The 19,019-nt window shown below is 58.5% G+C and carries 15 protein-coding genes; 10 read left to right on the plus strand and 5 right to left on the minus strand.

Features of this window, described 5'->3' with window-relative positions; all coding sequences use genetic code 11:
• Window positions 1-230: 230 nt before the first annotated feature.
• Window positions 231-1,133, minus strand: coding sequence for a ParB/Srx family N-terminal domain-containing protein (locus C1N56_RS09595; protein ID WP_394516586.1), 903 nt, complete (start codon window positions 1,131-1,133; stop codon window positions 231-233).
• A gap of 137 nt (window positions 1,134-1,270) precedes the next feature.
• Here C1N56_RS09595 and C1N56_RS09600 point away from each other — a divergent pair, with 137 nt between their 5' ends.
• Window positions 1,271-1,903, plus strand: a complete 633-nt coding sequence (locus tag C1N56_RS09600) for a DapH/DapD/GlmU-related protein (RefSeq protein ID WP_127834112.1) — start codon at window positions 1,271-1,273, stop codon at window positions 1,901-1,903.
• 3 nt (window positions 1,904-1,906) lie between these two features.
• On the opposite strand, the gene C1N56_RS09605 is transcribed toward C1N56_RS09600, so the two are convergent.
• Together C1N56_RS09605 and C1N56_RS09610 are read right to left on the minus strand one after the other, a co-directional pair.
• Window positions 1,907-3,226 (minus strand): MFS transporter, encoded by a 1,320-nt coding sequence (locus tag C1N56_RS09605; protein WP_394517465.1) that lies wholly within the window; start codon window positions 3,224-3,226, stop codon window positions 1,907-1,909.
• Window positions 3,227-3,427: 201 nt separating this feature from the next.
• Entirely contained in the window at window positions 3,428-4,396 is a 969-nt protein-coding gene (locus C1N56_RS09610) for a GT-D fold domain-containing glycosyltransferase (RefSeq protein ID WP_394516587.1), read from the minus strand.
• 571 nt (window positions 4,397-4,967) lie between these two features.
• Here C1N56_RS09610 and C1N56_RS09615 point away from each other — a divergent pair.
• Window positions 4,968-7,328, plus strand: a complete 2,361-nt coding sequence (locus tag C1N56_RS09615) for a membrane-bound PQQ-dependent dehydrogenase, glucose/quinate/shikimate family (RefSeq protein ID WP_394516588.1) — start codon at window positions 4,968-4,970, stop codon at window positions 7,326-7,328.
• 60 nt (window positions 7,329-7,388) lie between these two features.
• Here the strand turns inward: C1N56_RS09615 and C1N56_RS09620 are convergent, their stop codons facing one another.
• Window positions 7,389-8,855 (minus strand): catalase, encoded by a 1,467-nt coding sequence (locus C1N56_RS09620; RefSeq protein WP_104092965.1) that lies wholly within the window; start codon window positions 8,853-8,855, stop codon window positions 7,389-7,391.
• Between the two features lie 477 nt (window positions 8,856-9,332).
• Between C1N56_RS09620 and C1N56_RS09625 the strand changes: the two genes are divergently transcribed.
• The 3 genes from C1N56_RS09625 (at window position 9,333) to C1N56_RS09635 (ending at window position 12,384) form a co-directional block, all read left to right on the plus strand.
• On the plus strand, window positions 9,333-10,754 hold the full coding sequence (locus C1N56_RS09625; RefSeq protein ID WP_394517466.1) for a carbohydrate porin: 1,422 nt from the start codon (window positions 9,333-9,335) through the stop codon (window positions 10,752-10,754).
• 167 nt (window positions 10,755-10,921) lie between these two features.
• Window positions 10,922-11,599 carry a glutamate racemase gene (locus C1N56_RS09630; protein WP_394516589.1) on the plus strand — a complete coding sequence of 226 codons (678 nt, stop codon included), beginning with the start codon at window positions 10,922-10,924 and terminating at the stop codon, window positions 11,597-11,599.
• Between the two features lie 80 nt (window positions 11,600-11,679).
• A complete protein-coding gene (locus tag C1N56_RS09635) occupies window positions 11,680-12,384 on the plus strand; it encodes a pirin family protein (RefSeq protein WP_394516590.1) in 705 nt (234 codons plus the stop codon).
• Window positions 12,385-12,500: 116 nt separating this feature from the next.
• On the opposite strand, the gene C1N56_RS09640 is transcribed toward C1N56_RS09635, so the two are convergent.
• Complete coding sequence (locus C1N56_RS09640) at window positions 12,501-12,959, minus strand: RpiB/LacA/LacB family sugar-phosphate isomerase (RefSeq protein WP_021506001.1); 459 nt, start codon at window positions 12,957-12,959, stop codon at window positions 12,501-12,503.
• 433 nt (window positions 12,960-13,392) lie between these two features.
• On the opposite strand from C1N56_RS09640, the gene C1N56_RS09645 reads away from it, so the two are divergent.
• From C1N56_RS09645 to C1N56_RS09665, 5 genes are read left to right on the plus strand one after another with little or no spacing between them, the layout of a single operon-like run.
• The gene (locus C1N56_RS09645) at window positions 13,393-14,727 is read left to right on the plus strand and encodes an MFS transporter (RefSeq protein WP_152390992.1); all 1,335 of its coding nucleotides are present in this window, start codon (window positions 13,393-13,395) and stop codon (window positions 14,725-14,727) included.
• A 1-nt stretch (window position 14,728) separates the two neighbouring features.
• The gene (locus C1N56_RS09650) at window positions 14,729-16,474 is read left to right on the plus strand and encodes a dihydroxyacetone kinase family protein (RefSeq protein ID WP_394516591.1); all 1,746 of its coding nucleotides are present in this window, start codon (window positions 14,729-14,731) and stop codon (window positions 16,472-16,474) included.
• Window positions 16,475-16,476: 2 nt separating this feature from the next.
• The gene (locus C1N56_RS09655; RefSeq protein ID WP_059008868.1) at window positions 16,477-17,253 is read left to right on the plus strand and encodes a triose-phosphate isomerase family protein; all 777 of its coding nucleotides are present in this window, start codon (window positions 16,477-16,479) and stop codon (window positions 17,251-17,253) included.
• Window positions 17,250-18,068 carry a sugar phosphate isomerase/epimerase family protein gene (locus tag C1N56_RS09660; protein ID WP_059008866.1) on the plus strand — a complete coding sequence of 273 codons (819 nt, stop codon included), beginning with the start codon at window positions 17,250-17,252 and terminating at the stop codon, window positions 18,066-18,068. Before C1N56_RS09655 ends, C1N56_RS09660 begins: the two co-directional genes overlap by 4 nt.
• Complete coding sequence (locus C1N56_RS09665; RefSeq protein WP_021506006.1) at window positions 18,065-18,922, plus strand: phosphogluconate dehydrogenase C-terminal domain-containing protein; 858 nt, start codon at window positions 18,065-18,067, stop codon at window positions 18,920-18,922. The genes C1N56_RS09660 and C1N56_RS09665 overlap by 4 nt, the downstream gene beginning before the upstream one ends.
• The last annotated feature ends 97 nt before the right edge of the window (window positions 18,923-19,019 follow it).

A 19,019-nucleotide genomic window follows, 5' to 3' on the forward strand; every position in this document is an offset into this window, starting at 1 on the left:
GCCGTTTTCGGTCGCCATCCATGGCGACCCTGCCACAACGGTGAAAGACGCCTGCCCGCGCACCAGCAACAATGGTGTGGGGTTTTGTCGGGTGGGTATTGCTGCGCATCAGCAACAATGATGTGTGATTTTGTCGGGTGCGCATTGCTGCGCACCAGCAGCAATAGTGTGTAATTTTGTAGGGTGCGCATTGATGCGCACCTGGATAAACCCAACACTACCCAGCCCGCTTAACGTTTAAACGCCCAGCTCAGCTTACCGTTATCGGCGCTTAACTTGTTCAGCGCCTTCTGGTTCACCGCGTCTCTGGCACCGAGCACCTGTGCCGTCAGCGGACCGCTATCACTCTGCGCAATCACCGTATCCTTCGGCACGCTCACCATCTTCTCCGCCACCTTTTTCACCGCTGCGGCGTAGCCGTCGCGGTCACGCAGGTTGAACGCTTTCAGCGGCAGTTCCCGGCTCAGCCACTGTCCCCAGAAGAATTCCAGGAACGGCGGCGGGTTGTCTGGCTTATCGAAGCCGATATCGCGCACAAAGTAGATCAGCGAACGATACTCATCATCCTGCATATGCTGGCGACCCAGCTCCTGCGGCAGCGCTTCAGGGGCGATTTTACCGTTTGGCGTCTCCAGCCACACCAGATGTGCCGCCGCCATTTTCTGCCAGAAAGCAGCCTGGCTTTTCAGCGGGCGGAAATCATCGGTAATGCGCACCTGCACCGGCGTTGACAGGCCGGCCATGTCAGCAAAGTTGCTGAACGTGTGGTGGCCATCAGTCAGGTACAGTTGATTATCCGGGCCGATCACCGCGGTTTTCATCGGGCCGGGTTCGCTGCCGACCGGCGCCTTACAGCTGAAACTGGCCGGATCGCGCAGGGTGGAGCGCGGCGTGAAACTTTTCACCCCTTTTTGTCCCATGCTTTCGCAATAGTCATCGAACAGCTTTTCCGGATCGGCCTGATAACGATGCTGCTTGTAATCCAGCTGGCGATAACCAATGGCGGCCTGAGTGGGATGCAGCTGCGCCAGTTCGACCTGCACAATTTCTCCGGCTTTGATGTCGGGCGGCAGGGCGGCAAAGGCGGGGACGGTACTGAATAGCAAGGCTAATAACGGCAGGGACGCTTTCATTCCATTTTCTCCTGAAGATCTCCCGGTGGAGCAACACGATAGCATTCCTGTCATCTTCCCGCTCTAGTGTTGTGGCTCGCGGTTGCGTTGAGGCAACCACTTATCCAGACATCTGACCACAACGGAGCACCTGCTTTATGATTTCTGCCACACAGCATCCCGCTAAACTGCAACACACCGCGATCGATCCCAGCGTCCGTCTGCGCGACACGCAGATTGGCCAGCAGTGTGAAATTCTGGCGCACAGTTATCTGGAATACAGCGAACTGGGTGATTTTTCCTACCTTGGGGAACATTGCTGCGTGGCGGATGCACAGATTGGCCGCTTCACGGCCATCGCCAATCAGGTGCGTATCGGGGCACCGAATCATCCGATGGACCGCGCCTCACAGCATCGCTTCACCTACTGCCCGGAGTATTACGACAGCCGCGCGCAGCGCGATGCCGGTTTCTTCGCCGGACGCCGTGCCGATCGGGTTATCATTGGTCACGATGTGTGGATCGGTCACGGCGTGATTGTCCTGCCTGGCGTGACGGTCGGTGACGGCGCCGTGCTGGCGGCCGGGGCGGTGGTGAGTAAAGATGTGCCGCCTTACACTATCGTCGGAGGTGTGCCGGCGAAACCGATTCGCGCCCGTTTCAGCGCTGACATCGCGGCGCAGCTGCAGGCGATTGCCTGGTGGAACTGGCCGCTGGAGAAGCTGATGGCGCACCTGGCGGATTTTCAGTCGCCGGATATCGCCGCCTTCTGCCAGCGGCACGGGCGATAACCCTTACACAGCCTGCTGCGCGGCGGCTGGCGGCGCATCGGCTTGCAGGCGTTTCTCCGGCTGCAGCAGCGTCATGGCCAGCATGCTGCCAAAGGCGATACAGGCGGTGACGGTAAACATGGCGTTATAACCGTAGTACTGCGCCAGCCAGCCGCACAGCATCGGTGAAATGATCGACGCGAGGTTGGCGATGGCCAGCGTCATGCCGCTGAAGGTACCAACCGATGCCTTTGGCGTCACGTCAATCACGACCGACCAGTAGACGTTATTCACCAGCGCATTAAGCGCGTTGCCGAGCGTCATCAGCGCGATAATGCCGGCAGCAGATCCGACCCAGGGAATAGCCATAAAGCAGCAGGCGGTGGCGCACAGCGTCACGGCGGCAAACAGGTTGCGCGCCAGCCGCAGATTGTTAAAGCGTGCCAGCAGGCGATCGGCGATGCGTCCGCCCAGCAGCACCGTCAGGCAGGCACCGCTCCACGGGATCATCGCCACATACCACAGCGAGTGCAGGTCATAGTGGAAATTATCCTGCAGATATTTCGGCAGCCAGGTCACCAGGGTAAAGGTGATGTAGAGGAAACTGAAATAGCCCAGCGCGTTGCACACCAGCGTGCGGCTGGTGAAGAAGCGCCACCACGGCAGCGCGCCTTCGTCCTGCGGCTGCTGGCGTTGCCCGGCAATGATCAGCTGACGCTCGACGGCATTGGCACGCGGATGCTGCTGTGGAGTATCAGTAAAGTGGCGGGCAAACAGCAGCATCGCCAGCAGTGAAAACGCGCCGAGCAGCATAAACATCATGCGCCAGTCGTTGGTGAGCAGCAGCAGTCCGACGGCAATCGGTGCGGTCAGCAGCGAGCCCACCTGGGTGCTCAGCAGGCCAATTCCCAGCGCGAAACCGCGTTCGTTATCCGGCGCCCAGTGGGCGATGGTTTTGTTCATCAACGCGTAGGCCGGCCCTTCGCTGAAGCCAAACAGCACGCGCAGTGCAGCAAACCCCATGATCGCCGAGCCGCTAAACAGCGCCATGCCCAGCTCTCCGGCCCAGGCGGTGGCGATCTCCAGCAGCGACCACAGAATGCCAGCCATCAGCCAGACCTTTTTGGTGCCCAGCCGATCGGCAAGGAAGCCGCCGCACAGCGACCCGAACAGATAGCCAAAGCCAAAGTAGCCCAGCACGGCACCGAGCTGCACTTTACTGAAGTGAAATTCCTGCGAGATGGCGTTGGCGGCGAACGACAGCGCACCGCGGTCGATGTAGTTAATCAGTGCGATGAGAAACAGCAGCGAGAAAATGGTGTAGCGGGTTGAGGACGCTTTCATCATGCGACTCCTGAAAATGAACACAGGAATCATTAAGCAAAGGTAATGCCAGATTGCTAAGGCTGCTAACTAATTAGTGTCCGCCATGGCATAGTGCCCGCGCCGCCGCAGTGGGAACCATCGCGCTGGCTAATAAATAGTCGCTATCTGAGTGTGCTGCACCAAACCGATCGCCGGCACGATCGGTTACGGTGCGCTGCATCACACTGTCGGCTGCGTGACCACCGCGGCACTGCGCAGTGGCTCCTGACCTAAACCAACGTGCAGCAGAATCTGGCTGCGATAATGCGCATCCGCTTCCTGCTGTTCGTCACTCTGTAATAAACCGACCTCATTCACATTTTTCCCCGCGACCTGCACCTTAGTGCGTGCCGCGCTGCGCATCCACTCATACTCAATATCGATATGGCCGGTATCAATGCAGCGAATGCCGTGCTGACTGAGGTCGTAAGCCAGCACGGTTGCCGTCGGGCCAAGGGATATCAATACCATGTCGAACTCGCGCGCGTGCGCCAGCACATTACTGTATAGCTCGTTATAAACCGAAAACGCGTTACGGTTGAGGGTGGTAATGCGCCGGATCTGCCGGGCACCTTCGAGCAGATCGTTACCGAGACCAAGGCGCGTGCCGCTACCCTCAACAATCAGAATTTTTTTATCATGAAACAGCTGTTTAAATTTGGCAAAAATACGTGCCGCCGGCTGTTTATCTTTATAATCATGATAAGGACGCGTTACCGACGTATTACCATAGCGATAGCCTTTCTTTAATAAATGCTCATAGTGGCGAAAGAAAAAAGCTTTATGAAAAAACCAGAAAAGCGCTGAGCCAAAACGCATATTTCCGGTGCCGCGAAAGGCATCAGGCATACACAACAGACAGCGATTATCGCTCTGCGTGCCACGGCGCATGATCTCTTTCAGGCGAATGGAGAGGCGTTCATCAAAAGACTGAAAGCCTATATTCTTAAATAGCGTCATTTCCAGTTCCCCATCCCCATAGCGGCACACTGAGAGCCGGTCATCGCTGAGCAGCAGATCGATGGTCTGTTCTGCTGACAGGACCTGGTATTGCCGCGCGTGCGCATTGGCTACGGGAAATTTAATGGCAGCGTGTGTGAGTTTAAATGGAAAACGTAATTTGCGATAAAAAGCGTCTGCGCTGATCATAATAACCTTCTTTTTATAAGCGGCTTTGCCGCAGAGCAGTCAGATAATATATATCACCGATTAATTTGGCAGACAGGCTAAGGAAACTCTCAAAATAAGAAACACACTATTTCATTTATCAATGTCACCGCGCCGGAAAGACGCTATTTTTAGGGCAAAGCGCAGCGTTGCCTGCTTTTTTAGCATCAGGTTCTGACATGACCAGGACAAATCGCATTTGTACGCCACTAATCAATTAAATAATTTCACCAGAAATACATGCAACGACAAATTGCAGGCTGCCCGGCAGCACGCCTGTCGCGCCTTTAGTCATATCGCACGCTGCGTTATCAAAAAATGCGGATTTTCCTGATGATTGATTAATTTCCTCCAACAAAATTGAAACGTGATTTCACTCACACTACGAGCGAAGCGGGGCGCAGCAGGAAGGAGCAGAGCTACATTGATAAGCGGCACTAACGACACGCTGCCAGGCAGATTTTTAACTAACGGTTACGTAAGTTAAGATTTTGTTGAGTTTATGTGTCTTTAGTTTGGGGTGGTTAATAATGATGAGCGTTGAGGGATTCGCATGATAAACAAACTGACCAGCCTCGTGCTGGCGATTCTGGGTGTTGCGCTGCTCTATATGGGCGGCAAGCTGCTGATGATGGGCGGCAGCGCATTTTACGCATTGATGGCGGTGGGATTATTGATCACCGCCATTTTACTGTTTCGCAATCAGCGCAGCGCGCTGAGCCTGTATGCGGTGCTGATGTGGATTACGCTGGCATGGATGATCTGGGAAGTCGGCTTCGACAAGTGGCAGTGGATCCCGCGCGGCGATCTATTTGGCGTGATCGGCCTGTGGCTGGCGATGCCGTGGGTGGTCAAACCGCTGTATCAGGGACAGCGTCGCTTCCACGGCCTGCTCGGCAGCACGGTGGCCATCATGATTGTGCTGGTAATTGGATTATGCTTTTACGATCCGTTGCCGCAGGCCGGCACCATCACCAATGCGCGTGAACAAAACAGCGAGCAGGGCGCGAGCGCTGACTGGACCGCCTACGGCGGCACCGCCGACGGCCTGCGTTTCTCCGCCCTGAATCAGATCACCAAAGAGAACGTGCGCAATCTCGAAGTGGCCTGGACCTATCACACCGGCGATCTGCGTCAGGATAACGACGCCACCGAATACACCTTCGAAGCCACGCCGCTGAAAGCCAACGGCATGCTCTATTTCTGTACGCCGCACAATGAGGTCCACGCGCTCGATCCGCAGAGTGGTGCGGTGAAGTGGAAATACACGCCGGCGAAAGATCGTTCTTATCTGCAGCAGCATCAGACCTGCCGTGGCGTCAGCTATTACGCGGGCGCACCGGCTGCCGCACAGGACACGGCGGCGACGCCGGCGATGTGCCGCAAGCGCATCTTTAACGCCACCACTGACGCCCGGCTGATTGCGCTGGATGCCGACAGCGGCAAACCGTGCGCCGATTTTGGCAACAACGGTGTGGTGGATCTGCATGCCAATATGGGTGAGGTTCGTCCACACGCGCTGATGCAGACCGCCGCGCCGCTGGTCGCGGGCAATCTGGTGATTGTCGGCGGCTCGGTTATGGATAACGGCTTCAACAGCGGTAACCCCTCTGGCGTAATTCGCGCCTATGATGTGCAAAGTGGTCGTCTGGTGTGGAACTTTGATCCGGCTAATCCGCAAAATACCGCGCCGATAGCTGCTGGCCAGACCTATCCGCAGGATACGCCGGTGGCCTGGGGTACGCTGAGCGCTGACCTGAAAAACGGCCTGGTGTATGTGCCGTTTGGCAACGCCTCGCCGGATGAACTGGGCATCGAGCGCGATGCCAATAGCAATACAGAGAAATTCCGTGATGCGTTAGTGGCGCTCGATCTGCAGACCGGTGCATTCAAATGGCGCTATCAGAGCTCCCATCACGATCTGTGGGACCGCGATAATCCGTCACAGCCATCGCTGGTCGATATCGATTATCAGGGCCAGAAACAGCCGGTGGTGATCCTGCCGACCAAAACCGGCAACCTGTTTGTACTCAATCGCCTGACCGGCCAGCCGGTTTATCCGGTTAACGACGTGAAGGTTTCGACGGAAGGCGGCGTGCCGGGCGAGAAATTCGCCGCCACCCAGCCGGTATCCAGCCTGAACTTTATTCCGCAGCCGCTGACTGAGAAGTCAATGTGGGGCATCACGCCGTTTGATCAAATGGCCTGCCGTATGGATTTCCGCAGCCTGCGCTATGACGGCAATCCGTGGACGCCAGCCACAGAAGGCGGCTCGCTGGTGTTCCCGGGCAATATCGGGGTGTTTAACTGGGGATCGGTGGCGGTTGATCCGCAGCGTCAGATGCTGATTGCCGCACCGGTGCGCCTCGCCTACAAATACAACCTGATCAAGCGTACGCCCGCCACGGCGACGGAGCGCCTGTTCACCAAAGATGGCCAGCCTTACTGGAACGAAAACTTCCACGGTGATTACGCCATCCACATCCAGCAGCTGGCCTCCGGTCTCGGCATTCCGTGCATTGCACCGCCGTGGGGCCGCATGGTCGGCGTGGATTTGAAAACCGGCAAAACCGAATGGCTGCGTCGCGTTGGCACCACGAAAAACCTGAAAACCAGCTTCCTGCCGGGCCGCTTCCCGATTGGCTTCCCGATGGGCATGGTGGCGCACGGCGGGCCACTGCTGACGGCCGGCGATCTGGTGTTCCACGGTGCGACCGCAGACAACTTCATTCGTGCCTATGACAGCACCACCGGCGAACTGCTGTGGCAGCAGGAGCTTAGCGCCGGCGCGCAGGCGACACCAGCCACTTACATGGGCAGCGACGGTAAGCAGTACGTGGTAATTGCTGCGGGCGGTCACGGTTCGCTCGGCACCAAAGCCGGCGACAGCGTGGTGGCGTTCCGTCTGAAATAATCCTGCCGATGCAATAAAGGCGCCCGCGGGCGCCTTTTTTATAGCTCTGATATCAGCGCGTTAACGTTTTGCGCGCTCGGTTTGCACCCGCTGGGCAATGCGATCGCCAATCGTCTGGTCGATGTTGCGCCAGTATTCAAACGCGCGCGACAGCACTGGCTCCTCCACGCCGTTGAGCAGATGACCGCTGACGTTATTCACCAGACGGTCACGTGCCGCCTCATCCAGCACTTTATTGACCAGCGTATTGGCCTGGCCAAAGTCATCATCATCCTGACGCAGCGTGTAGGGCGCGCGCACCATGTTGCCGTGCGCTTCCCAGGTGGAATCCGTCGGGTAGCGCTCGCCGTCCGCCGCCGGACCGCCTTTCGAATTCGGCGCGTAGACCGGATCGCTGACCGGATTGATGCGCATCGCGCCATCCTTGCTGTAGCTGTGCACCGGTGCCTGCGGGGCGTTGACCGGAATCTGCTTGTAGTTAACGCCAAGACGGGCGCGGTGGGCATCGGCATAGGCAAACACCCGGCCAATCAGCATTTTATCCGGGCTCAGCCCGATGCCGGGCACCAGGTTGTTTGGTTCAAACGCCGCCTGTTCAATCTGCGCGTGGTTGTCGGTCGGGTTACGATTCAGCATCAGTTTGCCGACTTTAATCAGCGGATAATCGCTGTGTGGCCAGACCTTGGTCAGATCAAACGGGTTGAAGCGGTAGGTTTCCGCCTCGGCGAACGGCATGATCTGCATGTACAGCGTCCAGCTGGGGAAATCACCATTTTTGATGGCGGTGAACAGATCGCGCGTGTGGTAATCACCGTCCTGGCCGGCCAGCAGATCGGCGTTATCCTGCGTCAGGAACTCCACACCCTGATCGGTTTTGAAGTGGTATTTAACCCAGAACTTTTCCCCGGAGGCGTTAACCCACATATAGGTATGGCTCGAGTAACCGTTCATGTGGCGCCAGCTTTTCGGAATGCCGCGGTCGCCCATCAGCCAGGTGACCTGGTGCGCCGACTCTGGCGACAGCGTCCAGAAATCCCACTGCATATCGTTATCGCGCAGATTGTTGTCGGCACGGCGCTTCTGCGAACGGATAAAGTGCTGGAACTTCATCGGGTCACGAATAAAGAACACCGGCGTGTTATTGCCCACCATGTCGTAGTTGCCTTCGCTGGTGTAAAACTTGATCGCGAAGCCGCGCGGATCGCGCCAGGTGTCCGGGCTGCCACGCTCGCCGGCCACGGTGGAGAAGCGCATTACCACATCGGTTTTGGTGCCGGGCTGAAAAACCGCCGCTTTGGTGTAACGGCTGACATCTTCTGTCACCTGAAAATAGCCAAACGCACCGCTGCCTTTGGCGTGCGGCTGACGCTCTGGAATACGTTCGCGGTTGAAGTTAGCCATCTGCTCAATCAGGTAGTGATCGTGCAGCATCAGCGGGCCGTCAGGACCGACGGACAAAGAATGTTCGTCGCTGGCTACCGGAATGCCAGCATCCGTGGTGGTCGGCTTGCGATCGTCATTGCTCATAATATCTCCAGCTTTTGTAAGGATAATCCAACCACTAAGCGTAGCAGCGAGGCGCAGGCTTGCCCGAATAATTGCGCCGTCTCATCTGGTTGCCGCATTAAGCGATGCGGCACAGCTCGCAAATTTGCTTTTTATTTCTGCTGCAGGCTAAGCAGATTTTCCGTGCCGGAAAAAGCGCCATTCTGCGAATGGGATCGGAAAAGAAAAATTAATTCACCCGTCTTTTAAGACAGGTCGCAAAGGATTTTTCCATTTAGGTAAAAACAGACCTTGAATTAATCAATCATTTTATAACTTCATGTAAAATATCACTTTTTAATTTAATGATATTGATCAAAAAGAACCACAATCCGCTTATTTATGCTCTCGCTGCGTCAAAGGCAATCCCGTTGTAATTAATGAATGGACATAATAAGAGAGATAAATATGGTGATGCATAAGGCTAAAACCGCGCGCCTGGCGCTGGCTATCGCGGGGATGATGGTGGGTGGCAGTGCAGCGGCACAGTCATTAACGCTGGAGCAGCGTCTGGCCCAGCTGGAAGAGAAAATCGCGCGCGATGAGCAGCAACAAAAGGAGGCGAGCGCCGGAACAACCAACACGTTCCGCTTTTCCGGCTACGCCCGTTCCGGCCTGCTGGTTAATGATAAAGGGCGCGGCGGACGTGCCGGACCTGCTATTTCGCCTGCCAGTTCGATCGGCGGCGATGCGCATATTGGCCGGTTAGGTAATGAAAAAGATCACTACATCGAGCTGGGCTTTCATAATCAAACCCGGTTCAGTAATGGTTCGTGGGCCAATTTCAAAGCGCTGCTGGCAGATGGCTCATCCAGTCCGGACCCGTGGGTGCAGAATAATGACAACAACCTGAATATCCGCCAGGTATATGTCGAAATGGGGGATCTGCCCAGCTTTGGGGGCGCCGCGCAACATGCCTCGCTGTGGGCGGGCAAACGCTTTGACGGCGACAATTTTGATCTGCACTTCACCGATACCGATATCGTCTTTCTTGGCGGCACCGGCGGCGGCATCAGCAACCTGCAATGGAACGAGCAATGGCGCAGCGATTTCTCCATTTATGGCCGCAGTTTTGGCGACCTGGGCAGCAGCCGCTACGACGATAACAACGTGCAAAACCTGCTGCTGACCTCTAACCAGTTTTACGGTAACTGGCAGTGGATGCTGACCGGCATGAGCGCAAACGGCAACGACGAGCTGAAAGGGCGCGCATCGACCACCGGCAGCTATGCGCTGCGCAGTGACGATACGGCAAAGCACGGCGTATTTACCATGCTGGCCTGGCACGACAAAAACCGCTTCTACGGACTGGCACCGGGCAGCAGCACTCACGCCATTCAATGGGGGAAAGGGCTGGGCGCAGAAACCCGGCAGATCGGTGGCGACGGCGACTTAACGCGCAACGCCAGCGCGCTGCGACTGGCCACCTTTGGCGTGATGCCACTGAGCGATCGCTGGTCAGTCGCCCCGTCGCTGCTGGCGCAGCACAGCGAGGATCGCTACCGCAAAGGCGATCGCTATGACTGGGCAACCATCAACCTGCGCGCCTCCCAGGCGATTACGGAAAACTTTGCGCTGCAGTATGAAGCGTCGTGGCTGTATATGGACCTCAAACCCAATGGCCGCAGCTATCAGGATGGCGGCAGCATCGCGACGTACAACGCGGTGAAGGGCGATGTGTATAAGCTGAGCTTTGCGCCAACGTTTAAAGTCGGCAACATCAACGATATGCTGGTGCGGCCGGAGATTCGGCTGTTCGCGACCTGGATGAACTGGTCTAAAGCGCTGGACAACTATGCGCTGAACGATGATTTCGGCAGCGCGGGCTTTACCGCTGGCGGTAGCTGGAACTTTGGCGTACAGGCAGAAGTGTGGTTCTGAGATCGCCTTTCGCGCTGACCGGCTGAAGGAGGGTTGCACGGTGCGAGGCGTTGAAAAATGCCTCGCACCGCATCCGACGAAGCCTGCCAGCCAGCGGTAAAGCTGCATTCAGTCACCGATTGCGGCTATAGTGCAACGTACTGAACCTGAAGCGATAAGGAATCGTTGTGACCATTGCCTGCCTGCATACCGCCGCCAGTAATATTGCTATTTTTGATGACGCCGCACAGTCGCTCGGCATTCCGCCTCAGCAAATCAGCCATCTGGTGATGCCACATCTGCTGGCAGAAGCAGAGCTCAGCGGTGGCATGACGCCGGCCCAGCAGCAGCGTCTGGAGCAGCTGTTACTCAGCCTGACGCCGTGGTTCGACGCGATACTGATTACCTGCTCTACCTTAGGTGCCGCCGCAGACAGCCTGCGCGATGCACAACAGCGCTGTGCGGTTTATCGCACTGACCGTATGCTGGCGGACGAAGTGCATCGCCGTGGCGCACCCGCGCTGGTGCTGTGTGCCGCGGAGTCTACGCTGCACAGCACACGCCAGCTGTTTTGCCCGGAGCGTCTGGCACCCGACCAGCGTCCGCAAGTCAGGCTTATCCCGGATGCCTGGGCCGCATTCAAAGCTGGCCGGCTGGACGACTATTACACGCTGATCGCCGATGCCGTCGCTCAGGGACAGCAGCAGGGCGCGGTTCAGGTGGCGTTAGCGCAGGTGTCAATGGCCGGCGCCGCGTCGCGTTTTCCTGCGCTACAGCGGCCACTTACCAGCCCGCACCTGGCGCTCAGCTTCGTACTGCAGCAGGCTAAAGGCGCGGACGAAGGTCATTCAAAACCACTGATTTAAGCCAACAAAAAGCCCTACTGTTACGCAATTTTGCAGCCTTTATGATGGTCATCAGAACCTGATTTTTGAGGAAGCCACTGATGAACGTGATTAAAGCGCAGCGTGACCAGCTGTTTGAATACGGTCCCTTTACCATTCGCCGGCAGCGCCCGGGAGAACCACTGGGCGCGCTGGCGATTGTCGACCAGATGACGCTGAAGCCCGGCGCGATGGTACCGATGCGCCGCCATCAGGATGATGAGATTTTCAGCTATGTCTGGCGCGGCTCGGTGCAGTACCGGCGCGAGGAGGGAGACACTATCGCCCTCAACGGCAAACGCGCACTGCTGGTGAACGCGGGCAGTGGGGTGCGTCATGAAGAGTCAGCACCGCTGATTGAAAGCGAAATGCTGCAGGCGTACATCCGCCCGGCATCCGGCGGCGGTGAAGGGCAGGTGCAGAGCGTGTACCGGGCAGAAGGGGCGGCGCTTAACCAGTGGACGCTGCTGGCCGGTCCGCAGCACAGTGAGGCGCCGCTGACGCTGCGTCAGGCCGCTTACATCTATGACGTCAGGCTGGATCGTGGCGCACAGATCGAGGTGCCGCATTTGCCGGGTTATGCCAGCTGGGTCACGGTGCTGGAGGGCATTGCACGCACCGGGGATGTGCGGCTGCAAAAAGGCGATGCGGTGAGCGATAGCGCTGCCTTGCCGGCTATCCACGGTGAACGCGACGCCCTGCTGGTCGCCTTTCTGGTGCAGCAGGATGCGCCTGCGGTGCTGAGCGGTACGCTAAGCGGCAGTTAAAACACCGGGTATGACACGGCTGGCATGCACCAAAGTGGCCAGTCGTGTCAGCGTGCCGCTGGCGATATCACCCACTCAGGCGCTGCCGGCTTTGCGACTCAGCGTCCGATAACCCCTTATTTCGCGTGTGACACCTGTTCGTAGTAACCGATCTTCTCCACTTTGGCGGTCGAACCGCCACCTTCAAACTCGGATGCCAGCCAGGCGTTAACGATGTTTTTCGCCAGCTCCGGCCCGATTACGCGTGAGCCCATGGTCATGATCTGCGCATTATTACTTTTGCGCGCGCGCTCGGCGGAGAAGGTGTCATGGCACTGCGCGGCACGCACGCCTTCCACTTTATTGGCAACAATCGCGACGCCAATGCCGGTGCCACATAGCAAAATGCCGCGTTCAAACTGCTTTTGCTGCACCGCCGTAGCCAGCGCAAATGCCACGTCCGGATACATCGGGCGGTCATTTTGCGCGTCGTTACTGTAATCAGTTACCTGATAATCCTGCTCCTCCAGCAGCTTTTTAATGATGTTTTTCAGGTCGATAGCCGCATCATCGGCACCAATAGCGATAGTTTTCATCACGTCTCTCCAGTGATACAGGGTCTGACACCTGCACATATGTTCGTCAGGTGATTAGATGTTCACTGACAGCCTGCCATAAAATCAAACATATGTTCAATGCGTGTTCATATGATTTAGCGATCGGCTACGCAAAATCTCGTGCCAACTCTGCCGCCATGGTCGCGAAATGCCGCTCTGCTGCGAAAAATCCTGAAAATGTCGCTGAAATCAAATCTCATGCGCATTGTCACACTTTCGCCAACCGCGCTTGAGGATTGATCAAATATGCGTGTAGTGTTCATTTGTTCGCATGACCCTATCCATGTACAAGAAGACCCATTGAGGACTCGAACATGTGTCATTTGCTTCTTACCTCGCATTTTGTCTGTCGCCAGCGCCGGTTTTGCGCCTGGCCAACACCGTCTCACTGCGCACGTTTCGGAGGTGCGTTATGAATCACTCTGCTGTCAGCGCGGTTGAGCAGACCGCAATCCGCAAAATCTCCTGGCGCCTGGTACCGTTTGTGGCGCTGATGTTCTTTATCAACTTCCTCGATCGCACCGCCATTTCCTTTGCCGGCCCAAACGGCATGACGCAGGACCTCGGCCTCAGTGCGCTGCAGTTTGGTCTCGCCTCCGGCATCTTCTTTATTGGTTACATCCTGCTGGAAGTGCCCAGCAACCTGGCGCTGCATAAGTTCGGCGCGCGGCGCTGGCTGGCGCGCATCATGATCAGCTGGGGCATCGTCTCGCTGCTGTTTACCTGGGTCAGCAGTGTCGAAGGGCTGTACACGCTGCGCCTGCTGCTGGGGATTGCCGAGGCCGGTTTCTTCCCGGGCGCCATCCTTTATCTCAGCCTGTGGGTGCCGGCGCGCCACCGCAGCAAAATTCTCTCGCTGTTCTACCTGGCACAACCGCTGACGGTGGTATTTGGCGCACCGCTGGCTGCCTCGCTGATTGAGCAGCACGGGCTGTTTGGCCTGGAGGGCTGGCGCGTAATGTTTATGGGCGTGTCGCTGCCAGCAATCCTCATCGGTGTTGTGGCGCTGTTCTGGCTGGTGGACTCGCCGCGTCAGGCGAAGTGGCTGAATGACGACGAGAAAAACTGGTTGATAGCCGAACTGGAAGCGGAACATCAGCACAAGCAGGGACAGCACCCGCACAGCGTGCGTTCGGTGATGGGCAACAGCCGCGTGTGGATGCTGTGCCTGATCTACTTCGGCTTTATTTACGGCCTGTACGCGCTGGCGTTCTTCCTGCCGACCATTATCGCCGGCTTCCAGCAGCAGTTTGGCACCACCTTCAACGTGATGCAGAAAGGGCTGATCACCGGCGTGCCGTACCTGATCGCCGCCGTCGTGATGTTTTTCTGGTCGCGGGATGCCGCGCGGCGCGGCTGTAAAACCTGGCACATCGCGATTCCTGCGGTCGCGGGCGGCCTCAGCGTACCGCTGGCGCTCTACATGGATTCACCGTTTACCACCATCCTGGTGATCGCCGTAACGGCCAGCGCCATCTTCGCCGCATTGCCCAACTTCTGGACGCTGCCAACGCAGTTCCTGACCGGCGCATCGGCCGCGGCGGCGATTGCGCTGATTAACACTCTTGGCAACGTGGCGGGTTTCTCCGCCGGTTACATCACCGGCGCACTGCATGATGCCACTCACAGTTATGTGTTACCGATGTTCGTGGTCGGCGGTTTTATGCTGCTCTCCGCTGTATTGATGCTGTTCCTCAATCGCCGTCGCGCGCAGCCTCTGCCAGCCTCATTTGTACAGGAGCAATAACATGACGTACCTGTTTAACCAGCCATCCGCGTTTGCCGCGGAACTGATCGAAGGCTTTGTGGCCGCCAACGCCGATAAAGTACGCCAGGTGAGCGGTGGCGTGGTGCGCAGCACGCGCAGCCAGCCGGATACCGTGGCGGTGATTGTCGGTGGCGGTTCCGGTCACTATCCCGCCTTTGCCGGATTGGTCGGCCAGGGCCTGGCGCACGGGGCGGCAATGGGCAACCTGTTCGCTTCGCCGTCGGCGCAGCAAATCTATAACGTCGCGCGCGCGGCGCATAACGGCGCGGGTGTGCTGTTGCTGTTTGGAAACTATGCCGGTGACGTGCTGCATTTTGGTCAGGCGTGCGAGCGGCTGCGCGCTGAAGGTATTGCCTGTGAGGTGCTGGCGGTAACGGATGATGTGTCCAGCGCCAGCCACGATGAGCGTCTGAAGCGACGCGGCGTCGCTGGCGATCTGTGTGTGTTTAAAGTGGCGGCGGCCGCGGCAGAAGCGGGTGACGATCTGGCTACGGTGCTGAAAAAAGCGCAGCACGCCAACGATCGCACCCGCACCTTTGGCGTGGCATTTTCCGGCTGTACGCTGCCGGGCGCTGCGCATCCGCTGTTTGAGGTAGAGAAAGGGCGCATGGCGCTCGGGCTGGGCATCCACGGTGAGCCGGGCATCAGCGAAACAGCGGTGCCGCGCGCCGACGAGCTGGCAGAAATCTTTGTCGACCGGCTGCTGAGTGAGCGGCCAGCGGATGTGGCGCAGGTGGCGGGACAGCGCGTGGCGGTAATCCTCAACGGTCTCGGTTCAGTCAAGTATGAAGAGCTGTTTGTGGTGTATCGCCGCATCGCCCAGCTGCTGTCGGCGGCGCAGTTGCAGGTGGTGGAGCCGGATGTCGGCGAATTCGTCACCAGTTTTAACATGGCGGGCGTCTCGCTGACGCTGATGTGGCTTGATGATGAACTGGAAACGCTGTGGCGCGCGCCGGCCAATACGCCAGCCTACCGCAAAGGCAGCGTCCTGATTGCCGAACCGCTCAGCGCCGCCGAGTGCGAAGAGATCAGTGAAGAGACGTTACCGCAGGCCAGCACTGCATCACAACACAGCGCCCGGCGCGTTCTTGAACTGCTGGAAGCAGTGGCGGTGATGATTCAGCGTCATGCCGGCCAGCTGGGCGACATTGATGCGGTAGCGGGCGACGGCGATCACGGCATTGGTATGGAGCGCGGCGTACTCGGCGCGGTGGAAAAGGCGCGTGAGGTGGCCGCGCGTGGCGCCGGCGCTGGCAGTCTGCTGTGTCGCGCCGCCGATGCCTGGGCGGATAAAGCGGGCGGCACGTCCGGAGCCCTGTGGGGCGTGGCACTGACCGCGCTCGGCACCGCGCTGGGCGACAGCGCGGCAGCGGATGCACCACGCGTCGCTGCCGGCGTCCGGGATGCCAAAGAGGGCATTATGCACTTCGGCAAAGCGCGCGTCGGTGATAAAACCATGGTTGACGTGCTGGTTCCGTTTAGCGACGCGCTGAGCGCTGCGGTTGCGCAGGGCGCATCACTCACCGAAGCCTGGTTACGTGCGGCAGCGGTGGCGGAGCAGGCCGCGCAGGCCACCGCGCAGCTGGTACCGAAAGTGGGGCGTGCGCGGCCGCTGGCCGAGAAAAGCGTTGGCACGCCGGACGCCGGTGCGGTTTCACTGGCGATGATCGTCAACACCGTTGGCGATCTGTTAAAAGAACACAGTGCATCTGAACAGGGAGCGTAATTATGGCTCAGCCTAAAATCTGGCTTGGCGTCAGCCTGAAAATGTATTTCGGCTATCAGCAAACGCTGGCGTGGTGTCGCGAGGTCGCGACGCTGGCGCAGCATCCGGCAGTGCAGCGCGGTGATGTCGGGCTGTTTGTGCTGCCCGCTTATCCGGCCATCCCGGCGGTGACGGAAATCTTTGCCGGCACGCCGGTGCGCGTCGGTGCGCAGGACGTGTGTCAGGCGGAAAACGGCGCCTGGACCGGTGAGGTCAGCGCCAGCATGCTGCAGGAGCTGGGGTGCTCACTGGCGGAGATCGGTCACGCCGAACGCCGTCGCCATTTTCATGAAGATAAAACGCAGATTGCCGCCAAAGTGGCGATGGCGCTGCGTTATCGCCTGACCCCGGTGCTGTGCATCGGTGAACCGCAGCAGGGCACGCCTGAGCAGGCGATTGCGCTGTGCCAGCAGCAGCTGCAGGAGGCGCTGTCGGAGGCCGCGCAACACGCGCTCAGCGGTGAGGTATTGTTTGCTTACGAACCGCAGTGGGCCATTGGCGCACCGCAGCCGGCGCCGGACAGCTACATCCGCGCGGTGTGCAACGGGCTACAGCAGCTGACGACGCCCGACGGCATCACGCTGCGGGTGATTTACGGCGGCAGCGCCGGGCCAGGACTGATTCAGCGCCTCGGCGGCGACGTCAACGGCTTGTTCTTGGGGCGCTTTGCTCACGATCCGCAGGCGCTGGCGCAGATTATCCAAGAAGCCAGTGAGCTGGCCGGGGAGCTGCCGTCATGAGCCGCATCGGACTCAGTACCTATGCGTTTTTCTGGCGTATGTCGCCCCAGGTGCCACAGCCGCTCACGCTGGCGCAGATGCTGCAGCAGACTGCCGATCTCGACGTGTCAGTATTCCAGATCTGCGACTACCCGGCGATTGAGCAGTGGTCAGATGAACAGCTGCTGGCGCTGCGTCAGCAGGCGGATGCGCTTGGCATCACGCTGGAGCTGGGCACGCGTGGTCTCGGCAGCGCGCATCTGCGCCGCTATCTGCATATCGCCGCTATTCTCGACGCGCGCGTGGTGCGCTCAATGTTCAACACCGCCGATCACCGGCCATCGCTGGATGAAGCGGCCAATCTGATTGCTGCCGTGCTGCCGGATTTTGCCCGCCAGCAGGTGCGGCTGTGCCTGGAAACCTACGAGCAGGTCAGCAGCGCGGCGATGATGTCGGTGATCAACCGCTTTCTCTCGCCGTGGCTGTGCGTCTGTCTCGATCCGGCCAACTGCGTCGCCGGACTGGAACTGCAGGAGCAGGTGATCGCCAATACCGCTGCGCGCGTCGGCAATCTGCACATCAAAGATTTCGCCTTTACCCGCCGTGCCGGCTGGGTCGGTTTTACCCTGGCCGGCTGTCCGATGGGCGAAGGGAAGCTGGATTATGACCGGCTGATCGCCAGCGTGCGGCCAGCCGATCGCGACATCAACCAAATCATCGAACACTGGTTGCCGTGGCAGGACGATGCCGCGCAGACCTGCGCGCGGGAAGCCGAATGGACCCGCCGCGCCGTTGAATTCCTACGCAGTAAACAAGATCAGGAGTCGTTAACATGAGCAAGGCATTGAAAACCATCACCGTGATCGGCGCAGGCGGCAAAATGGGCATGCGTATTTCCGCTAATTTGCAGCACAGCGCTTATCAGGTGTTTTACTGCGAGAATTCACCGCAGGCGCAGCAGCAGGTGATTGCACAGGGACGCGAGCTGTCGGATGCCGCGTCGGTGGTGCCGCTGAGTGACGTGGTGATCCTCGCCGTGCCGGATATCGTACTGGGCAAAGTCTCGCAAAGCGTGGTGCCACAGATGCAAAGCGGTGCGGTGCTGCTGACGCTCGATCCGGCCGCGGCCTACGCCAACCTGATCGCCCAGCGTGACGGCATTGAATACGCGGTCGCGCACCCGTGCCATCCGTCGGTATTTCTTGCCCGCTACACCAAAGAGGAGCACGCCGATGCGTTTGGTGGCGTTGCTGCCGTCCAGCACGTCGCGGCAGCCTGGGAAAGCGGCAGCGCTGAACAGAAGGCAGAGCTGAGTAAGGTGATTAGCGTGATGTACGGCCCGGTTGATCAGGTGCACTGGGTCACGGTGACGCAGCTGGCGTATCTGGAACCGACGCTGGTCGAAACCGTCGCCTGCATGGTCGGTGCCTTCATGAAAGAGGCGCTGGATGAAACGGTGAAACACAGCGGCGTCCCGGAAGAGGCAGCGAAGGCCATGCTGTACGGCCATATTCAGATTGCGCTGGCGGTGGCTTTCCGCGCCACCAACCCGTTCTCGGACGCCTGCATGATCGCCATGGAGTATGGCCGCGAGAAGATCATCAAGCCGGACTGGAAACAGATCTTCGATCAGCAAGAGCTGGATAAGGTTATTGCCCGCATGCTGAAAATTGACGCCATTCAGCGTTAAGCGTGACAGCAGCGGCGACTCGCGGCGTTGCTGGCTGGCGAAGCGAGTCGCATCAATGATATAACTCCCTGCTGAGCACTCCGCACGACGATACAAG

It is taken from the genome of Pantoea sp. SGAir0175 (assembly GCF_043547855.1).

Excerpts from the sequence above, each read along its gene's own strand:
- C1N56_RS09595 (WP_394516586.1), bottom strand. The coding sequence starts at position 1,133 with ATGAAAGCGTCCCTGCCGTTATTAGCCTTGCTATTCAGTACCGTCCCC.
- C1N56_RS09600 (WP_127834112.1), top strand. The coding sequence starts at position 1,271 with ATGATTTCTGCCACACAGCATCCCGCTAAACTGCAACACACCGCGATC.
- C1N56_RS09605 (WP_394517465.1), bottom strand. The coding sequence starts at position 3,226 with ATGAAAGCGTCCTCAACCCGCTACACCATTTTCTCGCTGCTGTTTCTC.
- C1N56_RS09610 (WP_394516587.1), bottom strand. The coding sequence starts at position 4,396 with ATGATCAGCGCAGACGCTTTTTATCGCAAATTACGTTTTCCATTTAAA.
- C1N56_RS09615 (WP_394516588.1), top strand. The coding sequence starts at position 4,968 with ATGATAAACAAACTGACCAGCCTCGTGCTGGCGATTCTGGGTGTTGCG.
- C1N56_RS09620 (WP_104092965.1), bottom strand. The coding sequence starts at position 8,855 with ATGAGCAATGACGATCGCAAGCCGACCACCACGGATGCTGGCATTCCG.
- C1N56_RS09625 (WP_394517466.1), top strand. The coding sequence starts at position 9,333 with ATGATGGTGGGTGGCAGTGCAGCGGCACAGTCATTAACGCTGGAGCAG.
- C1N56_RS09635 (WP_394516590.1), top strand. The coding sequence starts at position 11,680 with ATGAACGTGATTAAAGCGCAGCGTGACCAGCTGTTTGAATACGGTCCC.
- C1N56_RS09640 (WP_021506001.1), bottom strand. The coding sequence starts at position 12,959 with ATGAAAACTATCGCTATTGGTGCCGATGATGCGGCTATCGACCTGAAA.
- C1N56_RS09645 (WP_152390992.1), top strand. The coding sequence starts at position 13,393 with ATGAATCACTCTGCTGTCAGCGCGGTTGAGCAGACCGCAATCCGCAAA.
- C1N56_RS09650 (WP_394516591.1), top strand. The coding sequence starts at position 14,729 with ATGACGTACCTGTTTAACCAGCCATCCGCGTTTGCCGCGGAACTGATC.
- C1N56_RS09655 (WP_059008868.1), top strand. The coding sequence starts at position 16,477 with ATGGCTCAGCCTAAAATCTGGCTTGGCGTCAGCCTGAAAATGTATTTC.
- C1N56_RS09660 (WP_059008866.1), top strand. The coding sequence starts at position 17,250 with ATGAGCCGCATCGGACTCAGTACCTATGCGTTTTTCTGGCGTATGTCG.
- C1N56_RS09665 (WP_021506006.1), top strand. The coding sequence starts at position 18,065 with ATGAGCAAGGCATTGAAAACCATCACCGTGATCGGCGCAGGCGGCAAA.